The sequence below is a fragment of the Arcicella sp. GW822-FHT02H01 genome, assembly GCF_058802005.1.
This window is the reverse complement of the sequence record NZ_JBXANT010000001.1, coordinates 3710940-3729587: the sequence shown is the minus strand read 5'-3', so window position 1 is coordinate 3729587 and position 18648 is coordinate 3710940. Positions and strand designations below refer to the sequence as shown.

19 protein-coding genes are annotated in these 18648 nt (G+C 35.0%); 6 read left to right on the top strand and 13 right to left on the bottom strand.

The genetic code is table 11. The features are described 5' to 3' along the window. Positions 1 to 273: 273 nt before the first annotated feature. Positions 274 to 1671 carry a sensor histidine kinase gene (locus AC1RNE_RS15615; RefSeq protein WP_492802049.1) on the top strand — a complete coding sequence of 466 codons (1398 nt, stop codon included), beginning with the start codon at positions 274 to 276 and terminating at the stop codon, positions 1669 to 1671. Between the two features lie 11 nt (positions 1672 to 1682). After that, positions 1683 to 2129: a response regulator gene (locus AC1RNE_RS15610; RefSeq protein ID WP_492802047.1), complete on the top strand. Its 447-nt coding sequence runs from the start codon at positions 1683 to 1685 to the stop codon at positions 2127 to 2129. On the opposite strand, the gene AC1RNE_RS15605 is transcribed toward AC1RNE_RS15610, so the two are convergent. The 3 genes from AC1RNE_RS15605 to AC1RNE_RS15595 all read right to left on the bottom strand — a co-directional run bounded on the left by AC1RNE_RS15605 (position 2126) and on the right by AC1RNE_RS15595 (position 3456). After that, entirely contained in the window at positions 2126 to 2665 is a 540-nt protein-coding gene (locus AC1RNE_RS15605) for a hypothetical protein (protein WP_492802045.1), read from the bottom strand. The genes AC1RNE_RS15610 and AC1RNE_RS15605 overlap by 4 nt on opposite strands. Then, a complete protein-coding gene (locus tag AC1RNE_RS15600) occupies positions 2646 to 3017 on the bottom strand; it encodes a hypothetical protein (protein ID WP_492802044.1) in 372 nt (123 codons plus the stop codon). Before AC1RNE_RS15600 ends, AC1RNE_RS15605 begins: the two co-directional genes overlap by 20 nt. A gap of 130 nt (positions 3018 to 3147) precedes the next feature. Continuing rightward, the gene (locus tag AC1RNE_RS15595; protein WP_492802043.1) at positions 3148 to 3456 is read right to left on the bottom strand and encodes a YtxH domain-containing protein; all 309 of its coding nucleotides are present in this window, start codon (positions 3454 to 3456) and stop codon (positions 3148 to 3150) included. A gap of 328 nt (positions 3457 to 3784) precedes the next feature. On the opposite strand from AC1RNE_RS15595, the gene AC1RNE_RS15590 reads away from it, so the two are divergent. After that, complete coding sequence (locus AC1RNE_RS15590) at positions 3785 to 4129, top strand: response regulator (RefSeq protein ID WP_492802041.1); 345 nt, start codon at positions 3785 to 3787, stop codon at positions 4127 to 4129. Positions 4130 to 4271: 142 nt separating this feature from the next. On the opposite strand, the gene AC1RNE_RS15585 is transcribed toward AC1RNE_RS15590, so the two are convergent. From AC1RNE_RS15585 to def, 4 genes are all read right to left on the bottom strand, one after another. Continuing rightward, on the bottom strand, positions 4272 to 5381 hold the full coding sequence (locus AC1RNE_RS15585) for a M15 family metallopeptidase (RefSeq protein ID WP_492802040.1): 1110 nt from the start codon (positions 5379 to 5381) through the stop codon (positions 4272 to 4274). 58 nt (positions 5382 to 5439) lie between these two features. Then, complete coding sequence (locus AC1RNE_RS15580) at positions 5440 to 6303, bottom strand: DMT family transporter (protein WP_492802038.1); 864 nt, start codon at positions 6301 to 6303, stop codon at positions 5440 to 5442. 131 nt (positions 6304 to 6434) lie between these two features. Further along, positions 6435 to 8783 (bottom strand): ChbG/HpnK family deacetylase, encoded by a 2349-nt coding sequence (locus AC1RNE_RS15575; protein ID WP_492802036.1) that lies wholly within the window; start codon positions 8781 to 8783, stop codon positions 6435 to 6437. Between the two features lie 253 nt (positions 8784 to 9036). Further along, positions 9037 to 9615: a peptide deformylase gene (gene def / locus AC1RNE_RS15570; protein WP_492802034.1), complete on the bottom strand. Its 579-nt coding sequence runs from the start codon at positions 9613 to 9615 to the stop codon at positions 9037 to 9039. 295 nt (positions 9616 to 9910) lie between these two features. Here def and AC1RNE_RS15565 point away from each other — a divergent pair, with 295 nt between their 5' ends. Beyond that, positions 9911 to 10585 carry a TatD family hydrolase gene (locus AC1RNE_RS15565; protein ID WP_492802032.1) on the top strand — a complete coding sequence of 225 codons (675 nt, stop codon included), beginning with the start codon at positions 9911 to 9913 and terminating at the stop codon, positions 10583 to 10585. 92 nt (positions 10586 to 10677) lie between these two features. Continuing rightward, the gene (locus tag AC1RNE_RS15560; RefSeq protein WP_492803658.1) at positions 10678 to 11292 is read left to right on the top strand and encodes an inorganic pyrophosphatase; all 615 of its coding nucleotides are present in this window, start codon (positions 10678 to 10680) and stop codon (positions 11290 to 11292) included. 139 nt (positions 11293 to 11431) lie between these two features. Here AC1RNE_RS15560 and rimO read toward each other — a convergent pair whose 3' ends face one another. Next, complete coding sequence (gene rimO / locus AC1RNE_RS15555; protein WP_492802031.1) at positions 11432 to 12742, bottom strand: 30S ribosomal protein S12 methylthiotransferase RimO; 1311 nt, start codon at positions 12740 to 12742, stop codon at positions 11432 to 11434. Between the two features lie 435 nt (positions 12743 to 13177). On the opposite strand from rimO, the gene AC1RNE_RS15550 reads away from it, so the two are divergent. Further along, entirely contained in the window at positions 13178 to 13366 is a 189-nt protein-coding gene (locus AC1RNE_RS15550; RefSeq protein ID WP_492802030.1) for a hypothetical protein, read from the top strand. 196 nt (positions 13367 to 13562) lie between these two features. On the opposite strand, the gene AC1RNE_RS15545 is transcribed toward AC1RNE_RS15550, so the two are convergent. The 5 genes from AC1RNE_RS15545 to murB all read right to left on the bottom strand — a co-directional run bounded on the left by AC1RNE_RS15545 (position 13563) and on the right by murB (position 18550). After that, a complete protein-coding gene (locus tag AC1RNE_RS15545) occupies positions 13563 to 14369 on the bottom strand; it encodes a hypothetical protein (protein WP_492802029.1) in 807 nt (268 codons plus the stop codon). Between the two features lie 170 nt (positions 14370 to 14539). Continuing rightward, positions 14540 to 15019, bottom strand: coding sequence for an SRPBCC family protein (locus AC1RNE_RS15540; protein ID WP_492802027.1), 480 nt, complete (start codon positions 15017 to 15019; stop codon positions 14540 to 14542). 28 nt (positions 15020 to 15047) lie between these two features. Next, entirely contained in the window at positions 15048 to 16448 is a 1401-nt protein-coding gene (locus tag AC1RNE_RS15535; RefSeq protein WP_492802026.1) for a DNA/RNA non-specific endonuclease, read from the bottom strand. A gap of 261 nt (positions 16449 to 16709) precedes the next feature. Next, the gene (kdsA, locus tag AC1RNE_RS15530; RefSeq protein ID WP_492802024.1) at positions 16710 to 17519 is read right to left on the bottom strand and encodes a 3-deoxy-8-phosphooctulonate synthase; all 810 of its coding nucleotides are present in this window, start codon (positions 17517 to 17519) and stop codon (positions 16710 to 16712) included. A gap of 14 nt (positions 17520 to 17533) precedes the next feature. Then, positions 17534 to 18550, bottom strand: coding sequence for a UDP-N-acetylmuramate dehydrogenase (murB, locus tag AC1RNE_RS15525; RefSeq protein ID WP_492802023.1), 1017 nt, complete (start codon positions 18548 to 18550; stop codon positions 17534 to 17536). Positions 18551 to 18648 lie beyond the last annotated feature (98 nt).

Sequence of the window (18648 nt, the reverse complement as noted above, 5' to 3'; positions counted from 1 at the left end):
TATTTATTTTTTTTAGAAAAGTTATAAATAAAACAATCAATTAATTGATTATCAGTAAGTTAAATAAGTATAAATATTAAATATAAATATTCTAAAAAAGTATAAAACTATTTTGGGACTTATTGGCTCGAGATACTTTTGCACAAGTTGTGAAAAATATTCCACAGTTTGTAGAAACGCTTTTAATTTATTAAAAAAATTATTGAAGTTATTTTTCAGTTTTCATAACTCTTTATTTAAAAATTTGTTATAAGTTATAACAGGTTGTTAACTATGCAAAAATCTCAGACCCTACAATTCATCATAGCTTCATTTATAGGATTTGCCTTTATGTTAGGTGGTCTATCGTGGATTTCTTTTGAACAAATTTCTTTAAATAAAGAGTATGCACAACTAGTAGAACATACCCAATCTGTACTATGGCTGAGCGAAGAACTTATCTCTTCTATGAAAGATATTGAGACGGGTCAGCGAGGGTATATTATCAGTGGGAATGCCACTCATTTAGAGACGTATAGAGAGGGTAAATCAAAGGTTTTTGCCAGGATAGATACCCTTAAATTATTAGTAGCTGATAATCCAGTGCAATTAAGAAGTTTGTATAAAATAGAGGGGATGGTTAAAGAGAAAATAAAGTATGTAGATTATAGCATTAATACTGTAAGCAACAATCAACCTATAGAGATGAGCGTGTTTGAAAAAGGTAGAGAAGCCATGGATAATCTGAGGATATGGATTACTACTTTTCAAAGCAATGAAAAATCTCTGCTTGACACTAGGGTACGCTCAAAGACTCACGGGCAGTCACTGTTACCCATTTATCAAATCATGCTTGCGGTTGCCTCTTTCACATTGCTATTTATTTCATTCTACTTAATTTATTCAGAGCTTAAAAATCGATTCAAGTTTCAACTTGCTTTGGAAAATAAAATTGAAGAGCTCAATCGTTCCAATAGTGAATTAGAACAATTTGCATATGTGGCATCCCATGATTTGCAAGAGCCCCTCAGAAAAATCAGGGCTTTTTGTGATAAACTATTGGTACGACAAAAAATGTTCTTAAACGAAGATGGCCAGGAAACACTTGATAAGATTTCGGCATCGGCTACCCGTATGCAAATATTGATAGATGACTTATTGAATTTTTCAAGATTGGTAAGCCCTAAAAGACAGGAACTGGGGAATGTTAATTTAAATAAAATTATTGAGGATGTTTTGAGTGATTTTTCAGAAGTAATTAATCAAAAAAATGCAACTTTCTCAATTGCTAAATTGCCAGAAATAAAAGTTTATAGTTTTCAAATGAGACAGCTTTTTTTAAATATTATCAGCAACTCATTAAAATATACTAAAGAAGGGGTTCGTCCTCAAATAAATATTGAATATTCTACTGTCCAAGGAACTAGCATTGCACAACTCTCAAGCGTGCATGAAGACCGTTTTTTCCATAAAATTACAGTACAGGATAACGGAATTGGTTTTGAAGAGGAATATTGTGAGAAAATTTTCGTAATTTTCCAGCGATTACATAACCGCAATGCCTATCAGGGTACTGGAGTTGGCTTAGCGATTTGCAGAAGAGTGATGAATAATCACAACGGTTTTATTTTTGCCGAGGGCAAATCGTATGATGGAGCAACTTTTAGTATTTATTTCCCAATTACTGCTTAATAATTTATAAAATGAAAAAAAGATACGAAATCTTAATTGCTGACGACGATGACGATGATAAGTTTTTAGTAAAATCTGCTTTTGATGACTGTGCATCACACATCCCTATTCAATTTGTTGAAAATGGTATAGAGGTATTGGAGTATTTAAAAAATGAAGGTCAATTTTCTGATAAGCATGAATTTCCAAGGCCTTCAGTCCTTATTTTGGACTTGAATATGCCCAAAAAAGATGGTCGTGAAACGCTTAAAGAAATAAAAGCAAATCCATTATTAAAAAATATACCAGTAATAATATTGACAACATCAAAGGCCCAAGAAGATATCAACTTATGCTATTCTTATGGAGCCAATGCATACATCGTTAAACCAAACTCGTTTACTGAGCTTACTGATATTATTACAGTCCTCACAAAGTTTTGGCTAGAAATCGCGACACTTCCTTCTGTCAATAGCTAAACAGTTTTCCTTACGTGGTGATTATTCTTTTTTATTGGTACGTTATCTATTGATATTGTTCTTAACACAGGTTCAGGCTTTTCACTAGTAACATCCTTAACCCACATTAATGCTTTTTCTAACAAACCTCTTCGAGGCTTTGATGGAATTTCTATGGCTTTATGTGCTGGAGCTACTTTTTCCTTAATCCATGTAACAGACTCCTCCACCAAATTGCCTTTGTGGTTGGCCACGTAATTACTTAACAGATTCTTGGCAAAAAAAGGAATGACCAAACGAGTAATCCATGATGCTTTGCGCAACACTAAATTCCTCAATATGGCATCTACGCCTATATTAAGCCCAAAACTGACTAGTGCATTATTTTTATTACTCTGAGCAAATAGTTGCTGAGAAGCACCTGCAATCTGACGAACTGGGTTTATTTCAGCTTTAAGATTTTCAAAACTCTGGCTTAGTTGAGCTTTAGAAACAACTATTTGGTTTTCAAGACGTAGCTTTTCAGCTCTATATTGTTCAATGTTTTGTATTTTCATCTCCGCTAGAAAATTTCTTTAAAAAAGAATTTATTAAAGGCACTTTTATATACTTATCTTTCAAAAGCCACAATAAAATAGCTACCACAACATATAAAATTCCGACGTATAAAAAACCAAGAGCGAAACTATTGAAGTGTTGCCCAATAAAAAACGCCAGAGAAAAACTCATAAACAATAATACAATCATACCTATTACGATAAAAATCAAAGCTGTAGCAGCACTAGTAATGCCATCTGCCGCTTTATAAGACGCGTTCAATACACCTAACTTCCACTGAGCCTCAATATATTCTTTAGCGTGTTCAAAGATGTCTTCAGAAGTATCTTTAACTTGTTCGAAAACTGTCATAATTTTATTGAGTAAAACTTGATTAGAGATAATAATTGACAAGTAATGCGATGGCATTACAGCTCCTAAATAAGTTCGAGCTGACCAAAAGGAATTACCAAAGGTATTTTTTTGGTCAGCTCACATCCTACTAAGCTCCTGCTACATCTCTTTGTGCCGTCTTAACAGTGTTAACAGTATTATCTGCTATTTGCTCAAATTCATCTTTAGCTTTGTTCTTCCAACTTTTAGCTCTGCTTTCAGCATCTTCAACTAGGGCTTTAGCTTGATTTCCTCTTGTCTGAATCATGCTTAATAATTCATCAGCCCAAGTGTTAGCATTTTTCTTTACAATTTTTCTTAAATCAGAACCTTTTTCAGGAGCGAATACTAACCCAATTGCTGCACCAACCGCTGCGGCCGCTGCAATTCCAACAATAATTTTTGCGTTGTTTGACATGATAAAAATTGTTTTAGTGTGAATCTTTAATATCTTCGTCTTATAGACTATAGTAAAAGCTATAAAAACGTTATTCTTCTTTCTCATCTTAAAATTTTCATACCTCAATCAAATGCTTATTTTTTTGGATAGTTTTGAGGTACACAATCCTCAAATTGTGGAATTTATCTTTTGACTTTAATAATCACTATTTTACACTGGCATGATTTTTTATTATTGTTCAACATATATGTAAAACTTAAAAAGTTCAACATAAATCTTATGCTGTTTCCTATAACCATTAGTGTTTAAAAGGCTGACAAGACTAAAATTTGGACTGCCAAATGCCATGAAAAACGTAGCTTTAATTATCGATGATGAAAAAGACACCTGCCTTTTATTAAAACACTTTCTTAAAAGAAAAGGTATTTCCTCATTTTATGCTTTGACGCTCCAAGAAGGGATTGGAAAAGCTTTGGAGGTAAAACCTCACTGGTTGTTCTTAGATAACAATTTGCCAGATGGGTATGGAATTGACCGTGTAAAAGAGATAAAATCTCTTTCACCCGAGTCTAAAATTATTATGATTAGTGCGATGGGGAATTTATTTGAAATTGCTACGAGTGTAGGTGCAGATTCATTTATAGAAAAGCCTTTGGATTTCACTAAAATCGAGAAATCTCTTTCTTTGTAAGAATATATTTTACTATGATTGGCATAGGATATTCCCTTATTGCCAATTATTTTCTACCTCTGTTTAATCTCTAAACCTTAATATTCTCTAAACCTCAATATATTACCTATTATTACCGTTTAATCTCTAAACCTGAATAACCCTACTTCCACAAACCCAAAGGATAAGCAATTTTACTTTTGGCCGTAATTAAACTTACAGTTTGTGAAGATAAATCCCCAATCAATAATAAGTCGTTTTCTGTCTGATAGCCATCCGAAGTAGCCAATTGTAATTGTATTTTATCAATCAAAATATTAGGCAAATCACTTTGGCTATCCATACATTGGCATGGTTTATCTTGCTTTAATTTATTCAGTTCCTGCAATAGTTCCTTCGTATCCCCTGCTTTTTCTTCTTTGCCCCAGCCTATCATTTTGTTCATCCATGTGTTGTACATTGGTCTGAAAGGTTCAAATTCAAATACTAAATCAGGATATTTTCTTAGTAATTCCGCTCCGTTTTTATACAACTGTATATGCCCTGAATCGATAAAGCCCACAAAATTACCTCCCCATGTAAGACCAAATGCTTCTGTTAAGCTATCTAAAGGACGATAAAAAACTAAGTTATTCGACATCCGTCCTTTGCGATTATAAATTGCAAAATCAGCGGCTAGACCGAAATTGTGCATTGAAACTGGCGTAGCCGTTTTGTTTTTCCCTAAATAATGTAATTGACGGCTTGTAGAACGCAAATCAGAAACTACTTTGATAGAGCGATACTTGCGTTTCATGATAGACAATACAGAATCTCTTTTTTCAAGAAAGGTTTTACGTTCGTCGCCAAGCATATTTTCCCATCGGTTATATAAATAACTAGGCTGTTTTACTAATGCCCACAGATAAGCTTGTTCTTGCCAAGTAATATTCAAGTCAGGGAAACCCGTCATATTGATAATTTCCGAATCTTCATCATCATCTCCTGCCTGTAGCGCAGTAGCCTGAATATTGCCCAATGTGTCGACAAAGGCGACATAAATATTCCTCGCTTTCAGATTTTGTTTCAGCAAAGTATCTGCTAAATAGAATGGTTGGGTAAGTGTATACACCCTCAACTGATCTACATACTGAGTTGTATCACAAGTTAAATCTTGCCAAGAGTCATTTTTAAACAGATTTGATGTATTATCAATCAAATTACAAGCAAATAAGGAAACCGAGGCAAAAAGTATTTTCAAAAGATTTCTTAAGAGTAAGGCAGATATGATCATAAAGTATTAAGGAATATTTATACCAAAATACAAGAAAATAGCTAATCAGGCAATTAATTCAAGCATTTAGTTTATCACGCTGGGCTAAATATAACCCAACAATCACTAACGACGTTCCGATATAAGTATAACTGGTAATAGGTTCATCTAAAATCAATGATGCATAAATAAAACCAAAAATCGGATTGAGGAAAAGCCAAAGTGAGGCTTTTATGGGGTCTATTTTGAGGAGATATAACCACAATTGTACTGCACCGATGGATACAGGAATAGCCAACCAAAGCACAGACATCGTAAATTTAAAGTCATATACATTCTGCGACCAGTCAGTAAAGAAATAAGTAATTGGCAATAGGAAAAACCCTCCTATTAATACTTGCCAAGCATTAATGGTAGATAATGACAGATGCCATGTTTGAGCGGAATAATAAACTGTCCCTACTGAATAGGCTATCATACTGGCTGAAAGAATGAGTAATCCCTCAACATCGGCAAAACTCTGTTGCAAAAGTGGGTAAGTAGCGATAGCTACCCCTGAAATACCCAGTATTAAACCAAAAACTTCTGTTCTTTTTACAGACCGACCAAGCCAAAAGGCAGATAAAACACTAATAATGAGTGGATTTGTGGCCACAGCTAAGCTTCCGATGCCTGCTGACACATGTTTGAGTGCTACAACAAAACATCCTAAATATACCGTGACATTCAAAAAACCATAAATGGCGATTTTTTTCCACTCTTGGGTATTTGGTAGGGGATTTTTCTTGACAATGTGGCTATAACCTAACATTAAAATGCCTGCCAAGAAAAATCTACAACTACCGATTACGAAAGGTTGGGCTGATAAAAGCCCTATTTTGGTGGCTGCTGATGCTGATGCCCAAAGCATTGCAAAAAGCAACCCTATAATAATATTTTTCATTCAATACGATTCTTATACTTTAATAAGCCATACTAGGCTAAATCAGTTTCAAAGTTGAATCTTTTTAGCGTAAAAGTGTACCTTATTGATGCTAAAATCGTATATATAGGGAAATTAATATTGATTATTATTTATTTTTTTCCCTCAATTACGTCTTTATAACTTACCAATTGTATCCCCTTGTTTAGAATAGCCATTTTTACTTTTTCACTCGTAAAAATAGTCGTCACATCTTGTCTCCCTTTGGCTACATCTTCATAACCGATATGATATACAGCACGAAGTTCGTCGTTATCAAGTCCAGGATGTTCCACAAACACATAGGTTTTGCCATCTTGTAGCTTATCTAGCATAGCAATAAAGGCTTCAATTCTATCCTCAGTGCTTTTATTATTAAAGTCAAAACCAGTATAAGCCACATTAATATCCTTCATCGAGTCTACATCTACCATCGTCAGCTTATACTCTTTGGCTATACGTCTTGCCATGTTTTTTACTTCCTGAGTAAAGCCTGTGCTACCCATGTGACCAGAAACGTGACTCAATCGTGGAATATATTTCAATGCCATTTCAATTTGGGCTCTTAGTTCTTTTTCAATGTCTTGAAGCTTCCAATCGTTGTCCAATACCGCTTGTTTAGGGTAATTATTATTATGAGAAAGCATTGGGTAAAAATATCCATCCTCATTTCGTAAGCTTTTTGCCTCAGTGAGGGGTCTCCATTTTACATTATCCCATTCGCTGGTAATGGCAAAATGCAATCCTACGTCCACAGTTTTATTTTCCGCTAATAATTTCACAGCTTCTGGAAACCACGGCGACGCCGCAATCACTTCAATGGATGTTTCGATACCTTCTCTATAAGATTTTATCAACGCTTCATTGCCTGAATGTGAATAACCCATATCATCACCTCTGACGATTAACTTAGGTGCATTCGCCCTACTATTGAATAAAATGCCTTTAGAGATACTTCTTTTTCGGTTAATGGTAAATATGCTCTGGAAATCAACCGATACACTTTCGCCATCAAAAATACAAACGATGGTTTCAGTATGCGGACTTTCGATATAGCGTAGCGTTAATATCAAGGTATTTTCATCTTTCCATGTATAACTTCCTGCTACTTTGAAGGCTGGCAATCCTACCCTATTGGCTTTTGCTCCTGCTACTAAATATGGCCCGAATTTGGTAGTTTCAGACAATTCCCATTTTCCAGCACCAAAAGGAATTTGATGAGTTGCTGAATCAGTTTTAAAAGCTACCTTACAAATACCGTCACTGAAATTAAATTGTATATTTTCAAAGCTTCTATCGCCCGTAATCATCCCAAATGTTTTGCCCGAAACCTTCGCTTCTATGCCAGAACTATTACTTTTATTAGGGATAGCCAATGCCAAAGACGCTGCTTTTTCTTTCAGTTTAGCTAACATCGTAGGGTTAGCTGGCAATTTTTTGTCCTTGAAAGCAGGTAAAAGGTACTTCCATAATAAATTAAATTCGCCTTGCATATCGGGTGCTTCGGCTGTAACAATGATTACGGCATCTTGTTCTGGCAAAACGATAATGAACTGTCCATTGGCTCCATCACCCCTAAAACCATTGTTTCTACAACGCCACATTTGATAGCAGTATCCTTGTAACCAATCACTAGAGTCTTTTTTAGCTTGTGTGGCATTAGGGTCTTGCATAATTTTCATAGTCGACGCCTCCTCAACCCATGATGCTGGCAAGACCTGCTTCCCTTTCCACATTCCTTTTTGTAGAAATAATTGACCGAATTTAGCCATATCCTCTGTTTTGAGGCGTAATCCCCACCCACCCGTATTGATGCCTTTAGGGTCCACTTCCCAATCTATCCCACTAATGCCTAAAGGTTCAAAAAGTCTTGGCTTTAAGTAATCAATGACTTTTTGACCTGTTACTTTCTGTACAATAGCTGATAGCATATACGTAGCCGTTGAATTATACAAAAATTTAGACCCCGGTTTATTGGCAATAGGTGTACGTAGGAAAGCTTTTACCCAGTTTTCATTTTTGCCAGCAATTTCGCCTGTAGGGTCAGTTGCGTGTCCGACGCTCATGGTCAGTAAATCTTTTATTTTTAGCTCTGCTAGATATGGACTAATTTGTGTTGGTAAATCTTCTGGGAAAAAAGAGATTACTTTATCATCCACACTCAATTTTTTTTCTGTTACCGCAAAGCCTATAGCGGTAGCCGTAAAACTTTTACTGACCGAATACATCGTATGTTTTAAATCATTGGCATAAGGATTCCACCAAGATTCGGCCACTACTTTACCATGGCGAAGCATCATAAAACTATGAAATTCGTGTTTGCTCTTTGAAGCAGCATCCAGAAAATTAATAATGGCTTCAGATGAAACGCCTTCTGCTTCGGGCGTACTTCTTGGAAGAACAACTGGCTTTTGAGCCAACAATTGAAAACTGACGAAGAGGAGAATAAATATTTTTCTCATTACAGGATGATTAAGGATGAAAAGCTGATTGTTTTTAACAAATTAACAAAAACTAATCAATAAATAATCCTGTTCTGTATTAGGAAAGCCCATTTTTTGAAATGATACAGGCAACTATTGTAAATAGCAAAGGTCTCATGATTTTATTCTCATGAGACCTTTGTTAATTTAAGTAATCTATATAAAATAAACACTGAACAGAGGCAATGACAGCTTGTCATTCACAACTCACAATTCTTAACTCACTACTTGATTACTTAGGGAACTTCATCTTATAATCCACTTTTACATTACCCTTTGTAATATTAGCAAGTTTATTTTTCAACATTCTCTTCTTTACAGGGCTTAAATGGTCTGTAAAAAGTACGCCATCAATATGGTCGTATTCATGTTGAATAATACGGGCAGCTAAGCCTTCAAATTCTTCGATATGCTCCTTAAAATCAACATCTAGGTATTTAATTTTAACAAATTCTGGACGATATACGTCTTCTCTGATATTTGGAATAGACAGACATCCTTCTTCAAAAGCCCATTCGTCACCATCCTCATCCAAGATTTCGGCATTGATAAATACTTTTTTGAAATCCACCAATGATGGGTCTTTATCTCTTTCGTCTAAATCTTCTCCTTCATTAAAAGGACGACCATCTACTACAAACATTCTGATGGCTAGACCAATCTGCGGAGCAGCTAAGCCTACACCAGAAGCATTGTACATGGTTTCAAACATATCTTCTGATAACTTCTTTACATCAATCGAGCCTTTTTCTATATCAACGGCAACTTTTCTAAGCACGGAATCACCGTAAGCAACTATAGGATAAATCATTTTCTGAGTTTTCTGAATGCGACGAAATACGTCGTTTGGTTATGTATGTGATTTGCATTTCCAAATCTTCTTACAAAGTTACGGAAAAGGTTTATTTTTTCTTTCTTCGTTGTTAAATGAAAAATTGTGAATGCTTACCCCTCTTTGAAATAGAATGTATTGATTACATGTAAAAAATGGGTATTCTCTTGTATTTATATAGTATTTTTACCCACAGATTCACGCTGATTGTTTTAGCAGATTTACAGAGATTATTTTTTACTTTCTGCATAATTAATCCTTCTCAATTTTTCAAATGCCAACCTGTATTAATATCCATACTCACCATTTTTCCGAAGAAAAGGATACGCTATCTGTTGTAAATGCTCAAACAGACTCGGGTTGGCTAGATTTATCTAAGGGAAAGTTTTCGGTAGGTTTACATCCATGGTATATAAAAAAAGAAAGTATAGATAAAGATTTTGAAGAGTTAACACAATTAGCAAAGCACCCCAATGTATTAGCCATAGGCGAATGCGGGCTGGATAGGCTAATAGATTTGGATATGAATATTCAAGAGGAGGTTTTTATCCGGCAAATACATTTGGCTGAAACGTTACAAAAACCTGTGATTATCCATTGTGTAAAGGCATTTTCTGAGTTAATTACCTTGAAAAAGAGATTAAAGCCCAAAGTTCCACTCATTGTTCATGGATTTAATAATAATAGCCAGATTTGTGCTCAACTAGTTCAGCATCAATTTTATATTTCCTTAGGAAGTGCCTTATTGAATTCTCAATCCAACGCTAGTAAAAACATTTCATCTATTCCAATTGAACAGTTATTTTTAGAAACAGACGACAAAATTTGTTTTATTTCGACTATATTTGCCCATGCTTCAACCTATTTAACGCAACCTGTTGAAGTTTTACAAGAACAAATATTACAAAATTTCAAAAAAGTAGTAAGTGCCGATTCGAGCGTGGTATGAAAAAAAAACCAAGAGTTAAAAAGCCGGTTGAGAAAGTGATTAAAACAGGTATTCCTCACACACCACCATCCATCCACTACCAACCCATTAGTATGCAAAGAAACTTTTATAAAGCCCATCCGTGGCATGGTATCCAGATTGGAGACGGCATGCCGAAAGTAGTGACTGCTTTCATCGAAATTGTATCGACTGATACTGTAAAGTATGAAATCGACAAAGAGACTGGTTATTTGAAAATCGACCGTCCTCAAAAATTCTCTAACATCGTTCCTGCCTTGTATGGCTTCCTTCCTCAGACTTATTGTGGAGAACACACAGCAGAGTTTGCTCGTGAGCAATCAGGAAAAGTGATTGAATCTGGCGATGGTGACCCATTAGATATTTTGGTGCTTTCTGAACGTACTATTACGCATGGAGATATCATCTGTCAGGCTATTCCAATCGGTGGAATCAGAATGATTGATAAAGGAGAAGCTGATGATAAAATTATTGCGGTATTGAAAGGCGATTCATTGTATGGAAGTTGGACAGACATTTCTCAATGCCCAAAACCAATTATTGATCGTTTGGTTCACTATTTCTTGACGTATAAAAATATTCCAGGTGAAGAGCAAGTAGCGGTTGATATTGATGAGGTATATGGTGCAGAAGTTGCTCACCAAATCATCATCAAATCTCGTGAAGATTATCGTAACTTGGTAGGATAAATACTTGATTTGAAAATTTGAAAATTTGAAAATTTGAGGATTTGAAAATTTGAAAATTGTAAATGCGAGGAAAGATGATAAAAATCAAACATCCATACTTTATAATATTTTCAAATCTTCAAATCCTCAAATTTTCAAATTATAAAACCACTTCCCCGTACAAATCAAATTCTTCGGCACGATTTACTTTTACATTAGCAAAATCACCCAAACGTACATATTGACTAGCAGGAACTAATACTTCATTATCTACCTCTGGTGAATCAAATTGTGTTCTTCCGATAAAGTATCCACCCTCTTTTCTATCAAACAATACTTTATAAGTATTCCCGATTCTCTGCTGATTTAGTTCCATCGAAATATCCTGTTGTAAAGCCATTATCTCATCAGCACGTTCTTGTTTTACTTCAGCAGGTACATCATCTTCAAAAGAATGTGAGTGTGTGTCGTCTTCATGCGAATAGGTAAATACGCCCAGACGGTCGAAACGCATTTTCTCTACAAACTGATATGTTTCTTCAAAATCAGCTTCTGTTTCACCTGGGTGTCCTGAAATCAAAGTCGTTCTTAAAGCAATTCCAGGCACTTTATCACGAATAATATTGATTAAATCTTCGGTTTTTTCACGGGTAATTCCTCTACGCATTCTCTTTAATACTTCTGTTGAGCCACTTTGCAAAGGCATATCCAAGTATTTACAGATGTTTGGATATTTCGCCATCGTATCCAATACATCCATTGGGAAGCCTGCTGGATAAGCATATTGTAAACGAATCCAATCAAGCCCTTCAATATCAGCAAATCGTTCTAATAATTCAGAAAGATTACGCTTTTTGTAAATATCTAATCCGTAGTAGGTTAAATCTTGGGCTATCAAAATCAATTCTTTCGTACCACGTTTTACCAATGATTTAGCTTCAATTACTAAGTCTTCGATAGAACGAGAAACGTGTCCACCACGCATTAAAGGAATAGCACAGAAAGAACAAGGGCGGTCGCAACCTTCCGCAATTTTCAGATAAGCATAGTGTGTTGGCGTAGTCAATAAACGTTCGCCAATTAATTCATGCTTATAATCTGCCTTTAATGTTTTTAGTAAACGTGGCAATTCATTTGTACCAAAGAAAGCATCAACCATAGGAATTTCAGCTTCTAATTCATCTTTGTAACGGTGTGACAAACAACCAGTTACATATAATTTATCGATAATACCTGACTCTTTGGCATCAACATATCTTAAAATAGTATCAATAGATTCTTGTTTGGCATTATCAATAAATCCACAAGTATTTACAATTACAACGTTGGCATCGTCTTTTTTAGACTCATGCGTAACATTCATGCCATTGCCTTTTAATTGCGTATAAATTACTTCTGAATCCACTAGATTTTTACTACAACCCAGTGTTACTATATTTACTTTATTCTTACGTAATGTTTTAGTTTTCATTTCAACGAACCCAAATTCAGTGGGAAATTATGTGTGCTTTGGCACGGATTGTCGGTTAATAGCAAGCTGTTATCTAAATAAGCGTCAGCCCTTTATTCAAAAGATGATACAAGATATATTTTTAGCCATTTTCTGAATTAGCCTGCAATTTACAACAAAATTTATCAGCATTAAGCTTTAAAGAGAGAGGTTCTAGCTTTTCTTTTGGTTTGGGAGCAATAAGAGGAGGATTTAGGCTTCATATTTTGGGTAAGGAATACCTCTGTTTCGAAATCATCGTTCAATAATCTCTTTTATTTACAGTGAATATTCTAACTTTGTAGTTCGAAAAATTAAGCTAACTCGTTTCAGAATTGTTGGTTTTGACTATTTCAAATCAACATATCTCAAATTTTCAAATTAACCTTCATGGATTTTAATTTCAAACAATATCACATGCGTTCAATTAATGCTGCTTCAGCAGAGGAACGTGCCGCTATCAATCAAGAATTAAAAGATTTTTATGCTTCTTTGAACGAGGAAGACAAAAAGACATTTAATACACAATTGCAAACATTTATTGCTAGAGAAATGGGTCGCTTGAAAACTGATTATGAGTCGATTAAGCAGGGAACGCAGAACTAGCTATGAGCTATGAGCTATGAGCTATGAGCTATGAGCTATGAGCTATGAGCGTTTAGACTCATGGGTAAATTTCATTTTAATTCTTGCTATTTTAATAAAAAGCTAAAAAGGAACAATGAGCCTTTAGCTTTAAGTATTGAGTTTATGCTCTTTTAAAAGCTCAAAGCTCATTGCTGATAGCTTAAAGCTAAAACAGCTAGAAATCATAACTAACCGAAACGCCAGACACATTGGCTTTTGAAGCAGGTGCAGCAAAACCTCTTAAAGAATCTGACGAACCAAAATTGATTCGTTCATAACGAAGCTTAATCGTTAGCTTTTTGATTTTTGCCCCAATTTCTACGGATGGAGATAATTGTCTTTTTAAGTCTAATTCTGCATTGGGCAAGTTAAGATTCTTTTCATCCAATTTCAATTTTGAGATAAGTGGATAGCTACCTGATATTCTTAAAGAAAGTTTCACTTTAGATTTAGTAGCATAATTCAACTTAGCTCCGAAAGAGGGAGAGAGAAATTTGTATTTTTCTTCAACTAGCAAAGGACTGGTCTCTGTACCATAATCGGTAGAACGTCCCCATATTTTAGCTTCAAGTCCTAAGAAAGGCTCAATAGAAACATGAGAGCTATCACTTAGTTTAAAAGGAACTCCTACGTCTACATTGATAAAACCGCCACTATAGGCTGTTTTAGGAGAAGAAGAAAGAAAGCTACCACTTCCAGGTTTATCAAAAACAGAAGTAAAAGCAAGCGGTGGTGATGGGTTGATGATGCTCTGGCCTATTGTTTTAAAAATAGCTGTACCAAAACTAACGTTTAATTTTTTAGTTGGTTTAAGCTTTAATTCAACGCCTATTTCGCCTATTGTATTTTTTTCTAACCAATTTACATTTCTTATTGCACCAGTCGGCGTAATTGTGATAAACTTCAGGCTATCAACAGTTTGGGCAGTAACACCCAAAGATGAACCGCATATTATGGTGGTTAAAAGTATAAATCGTTTCATATAACAATGGCAATAATGAGATATAATTTTCTCAATTAAATACAAACGCAAAATTAATTCTTTAATTGTTAAAATCACGACAATTTAAAATACTTTTCCCCTGATTTTTTCTTAAAAAAACTTAAAATATTTTATTTACTTGAAGGAATTTATACGGCATCTTTGAAATATTATTTTCTATTCAACACTAATTTCCACAAATCTGTTTCAGCGTATTCTTTAATAACTTTATTTCTATCTTCCAGTAATTTAGTAAGGTACTTTGTGAGTATTATCTTATTGACAATTTCACCCAATATTCCACAAGGAGATTCAAAGGTGAAAACATCTTTCATCATAACGTTTTCCCCTTTTACCTCAAACAAGTGTTCATGAACAAATGATTTAAAAATACCTTTAAGCTGTTCGTCTCTAAAATGATTTGGATAACTAAATGCTGTTATGATTGATGTCAATTGTTGTTTGATACCAAAATGTTTTGCCTCCCAAGTGACAGTCTCTCCCAAATTGATAAGACCTGTCGTTGTTCCATCAATCGCATTTTCATTCGTATGAGCAGTAGAAATTTTGTGTAAATCTATGCTCCTAGATAAATCAAAACAGATTTCAATATCTGATTGTATGATGGTTTCTAATGTGATTTTTGGCATTTTATTTCAATTATCTAGCTAACAATCATTATTTATCAACTCCTGCTTCAATAACTGCTTGGACGCTCGTTGGTACATTAGACAAAAAATCATAGCCCGTAAGGCGTTCTAATTCATCTACCGATGTTCTATATTTTTTCCAGTCGTCTGCCCCTATTGCATTATGGTTGGGCATATTTACAGCAATTATCCTAGTTTTAGCATTGATACGAGCCACATCTTTATCCCCAACAGGCAATACCACAATTATTTTCCAGATAGACGCTGGCACCAATATATTATTATTTTTACCAATTGCTTTGGCACTTCCGTTGCTCCCAGTACCACCTTCACCTAAAGTACCTGCTAATATGTATAATTCATTGCCTTGGTCAATTAAAGTCCGTGTGTATTCTTCTAAATGTTTCCAGATACCACGGTTATTCTCAGGCGCTTGTGGAACCATATTTGTCATGAAAAAGGTTTCTTGGTTTTCTTCTGGACTTCCATCACGGTCGTCCGAAGGACATAAATGACCTCTATCAAATCCTGCATCCGAGTAGTCTCTTGGAGTAACTTGATACCATCCTGTTGGCAAAGTATTATCTGGTCGGAAATTATTTTGGCGAGCGGCATCGCCTTTCCAAGCTTTGCTTAAATGCCAAGAAACCCAATTAGCAATGTTTTTACTTTTATTATACGAAAGTGTGTAGGCATTTTTTGACAATAAATAATTATTAGGGGATGACGTATTAGTCACCGCTTTTGAAGGATTACCTAACGCTAAATTATCATCACGCGTAGGCTTAGAAACTACATTAACTGTAACTGGTTCTTGAACTGTAGTCGTGGCAACAGGAGCAACATTACTTGGTTTAGCAGTGCTTGAATAGGTAACAATGCTAATATCATCAATATTTAATCGATTGGCTGTACCATCTGTTTTTCTAATTTCAATCCTACTTGGCTTGGTGAAATTTACTTCAAAAGATACTGATTTTAACTTCTTATCCTTAGTCTTGATAGCCTTTCCCATTTTCATCCAAGTCTTACCCGCATTGGTCGAAATCCAAAGCTCAAAACTTGCCTCCTCATCTGCTCCATAAACGCCATACTTGAATTTCACTAGCTGAATACCTGTTATAATATCAAAGTTCATCGTCAATTTGGCATTCTCTTTCATTCTGACAGACTTTTCCCCATTTTTCAAGTCGTTTTCGGCACTACCAATCATGGCATTATCCAAATTCCATTCACCCGCAGCAGTACTTATTACATCAGTTTCATAACGACCTTTTGAGGCAGTTTCAAACTTCTCTGGAAAGTCTTTTGCGGTTTTGGTTACAGGCTCTTGAAAATTGCTATTTAAGCCATGAGGTATCGTAGCACTGATGGTGCAAAAAGAAAGGAAAACACTAATAGAAGCTAGTAAAAAGGATTTTCTGAACATTGTTTTTGAAGAATAAGCGTTGAAAAACAAAATAACTTGAATGAATTGAATATACCTAATCTAAAAAGAGCAAGAGTAATCCATACTCATTGCTCTTCTTATGATTCGACTTATATACCTTAGATAAAAATAATCAAACAATCCCTAATTTAATAATTAAGTGGTCAATGTAAAATAAACATTGTTATAATGTTAATATAAATCACAGCATATCAACACTTTAATACACTAGCTCATCACTCAAAACTCACAACTCATCACTTAAATCACTGCTTGACGTACTCTCACTAATTTTTCTAATAATTCTTCTAATTTATCCAAAGGCAACATATTTGCCCCATCAGATTTTGCGATAGCAGGATTCGGGTGTGTTTCGATAAAAATACCATCTGCTCCTACAGCAATAGCCGCCTTCGCAATAGTTTCAATCATTTTTGGTTGACCACCCGTTACGCCCGTTGTTTGGTTGGGTCTTTGTAAAGAGTGTGTGCAGTCCATCACTACAGGCACACCATGTGCTTGCATTTCTGGGATATTACGGTAGTCTACGACTAAATCGCCATAACCAAAAGAATTACCACGGTCTGTTAAAAATACCTGTGCTGAAGGGTTTTCATGAAGGATTTTTTCAACCGCAAATTTCATAGAAATACCTGCCATAAATTGTCCTTTTTTGATGTTTACTGCTTTGCCCGTACGTGCAGCAGCAGCCAATAAATCTGTCTGGCGACATAAAAAAGCAGGTATCTGCAATACATCTACATACTTCGCAGCCATTTCAGCTTCTTGCGACTCATGAATATCTGTCACCGTTGGTAAGTCGTAATGATTACCAATTTCCTGTAAAATCTCTAAAGCAGCGATATCACCAATCCCTGTAAAAGAATCTAATTTAGTACGGTTAGCTTTACGGTACGACCCTTTAAAAATATAAGGAATACCAAATTGGTCTGTCAGTCCTTTAATTTTTTCTGCAATTTCATAGGCTAAATCACGGCTTTCGATAGCACAACTTCCTGCCATTAAGAAAAAATTATTGGTTTCGGTATGTTTTAATTTTGGGATATTCATGTTTTGAGATATTATTATATATAATTTACTTCTGGACTCAATTTGATACCAAATTTATCCACAATTGATTGCTGTACTTTTTCGGCAAGGGCTTTAATATCATTCCCATTTCCGCCACCATAGTTTACTAAAACCAAAGCCTGACGAACATGAACGCCAATTTGTCCATCCCTAAAGCCCTTCCAACCTGCCTGTTCTATCAACCAACCTGCTGGTACTTTTACAGTGGTTTCGTTAATTGGATAACTTGGCAATGTCGGAAAATCTATCAATAATTTTTGATATTGCGTTAGCGGAATTTCTGGGTTTTTAAAGAAACTTCCAGAATTACCAATTTCGGCAGGGTCTGGCAGTTTGCTTTTACGAATAGCTATTACGGCATCGCTGACAGCTTTGATAGACAGTTCAGTGACATTCATTTCCGCTAAAGTTTTCTGAATATCACCATAGGCTATTTTAAAAGTTGGTACTTTGTTTAGTTTGAAAGTAACAGATGTAATGACGTACTTACCTTTTAAAGTATGTTTAAACACACTTTCACGATAACCAAACTGGCAATCGGTTAAATTAAATGTTTCTATTTCAAGGGTTTCTAAATTAAGTGCCTGCAATTCTTGAAAAACATCTTTTATTTCCACCCCATAAGCACCGATATTTTGCATAGGAGCCGCTCCTACCGTACCAGGAATCAAAGAAAGATTTTCAATGCCTGCATAATTATTTTCAACACAATACATCACAAATTGATGCCAAATTTCTCCAGCACCAGCTTGGATATGAATGTGGTTTTCATCTTCAAAAACTTTTTCTATACCCTTCAAGGCAATTTTTACTACTAATCCTTCGTAATCTTTAGTCAGTAAAAGGTTGCTTCCTCCGCCTAAGAATAATTTATCAAGTTTCTTGAAATCAGGATTTTGAAGTATATTTTTTAAATCCTGTACTGTACTTACTTCAACGAAATATTGTGCAGAAGCTTCCAGACCAAAAGTATTGAAGGGTTTTAAAGAAATATTTTGTTGAATATTCATGGGTATTTATAAATCAAAAATCAGGATTAACTCAGTACAATACAGCAAACAAAGTTACAATGAGTAAAGGGTATTTCAAGTTTTTGTCAAAAATTGTA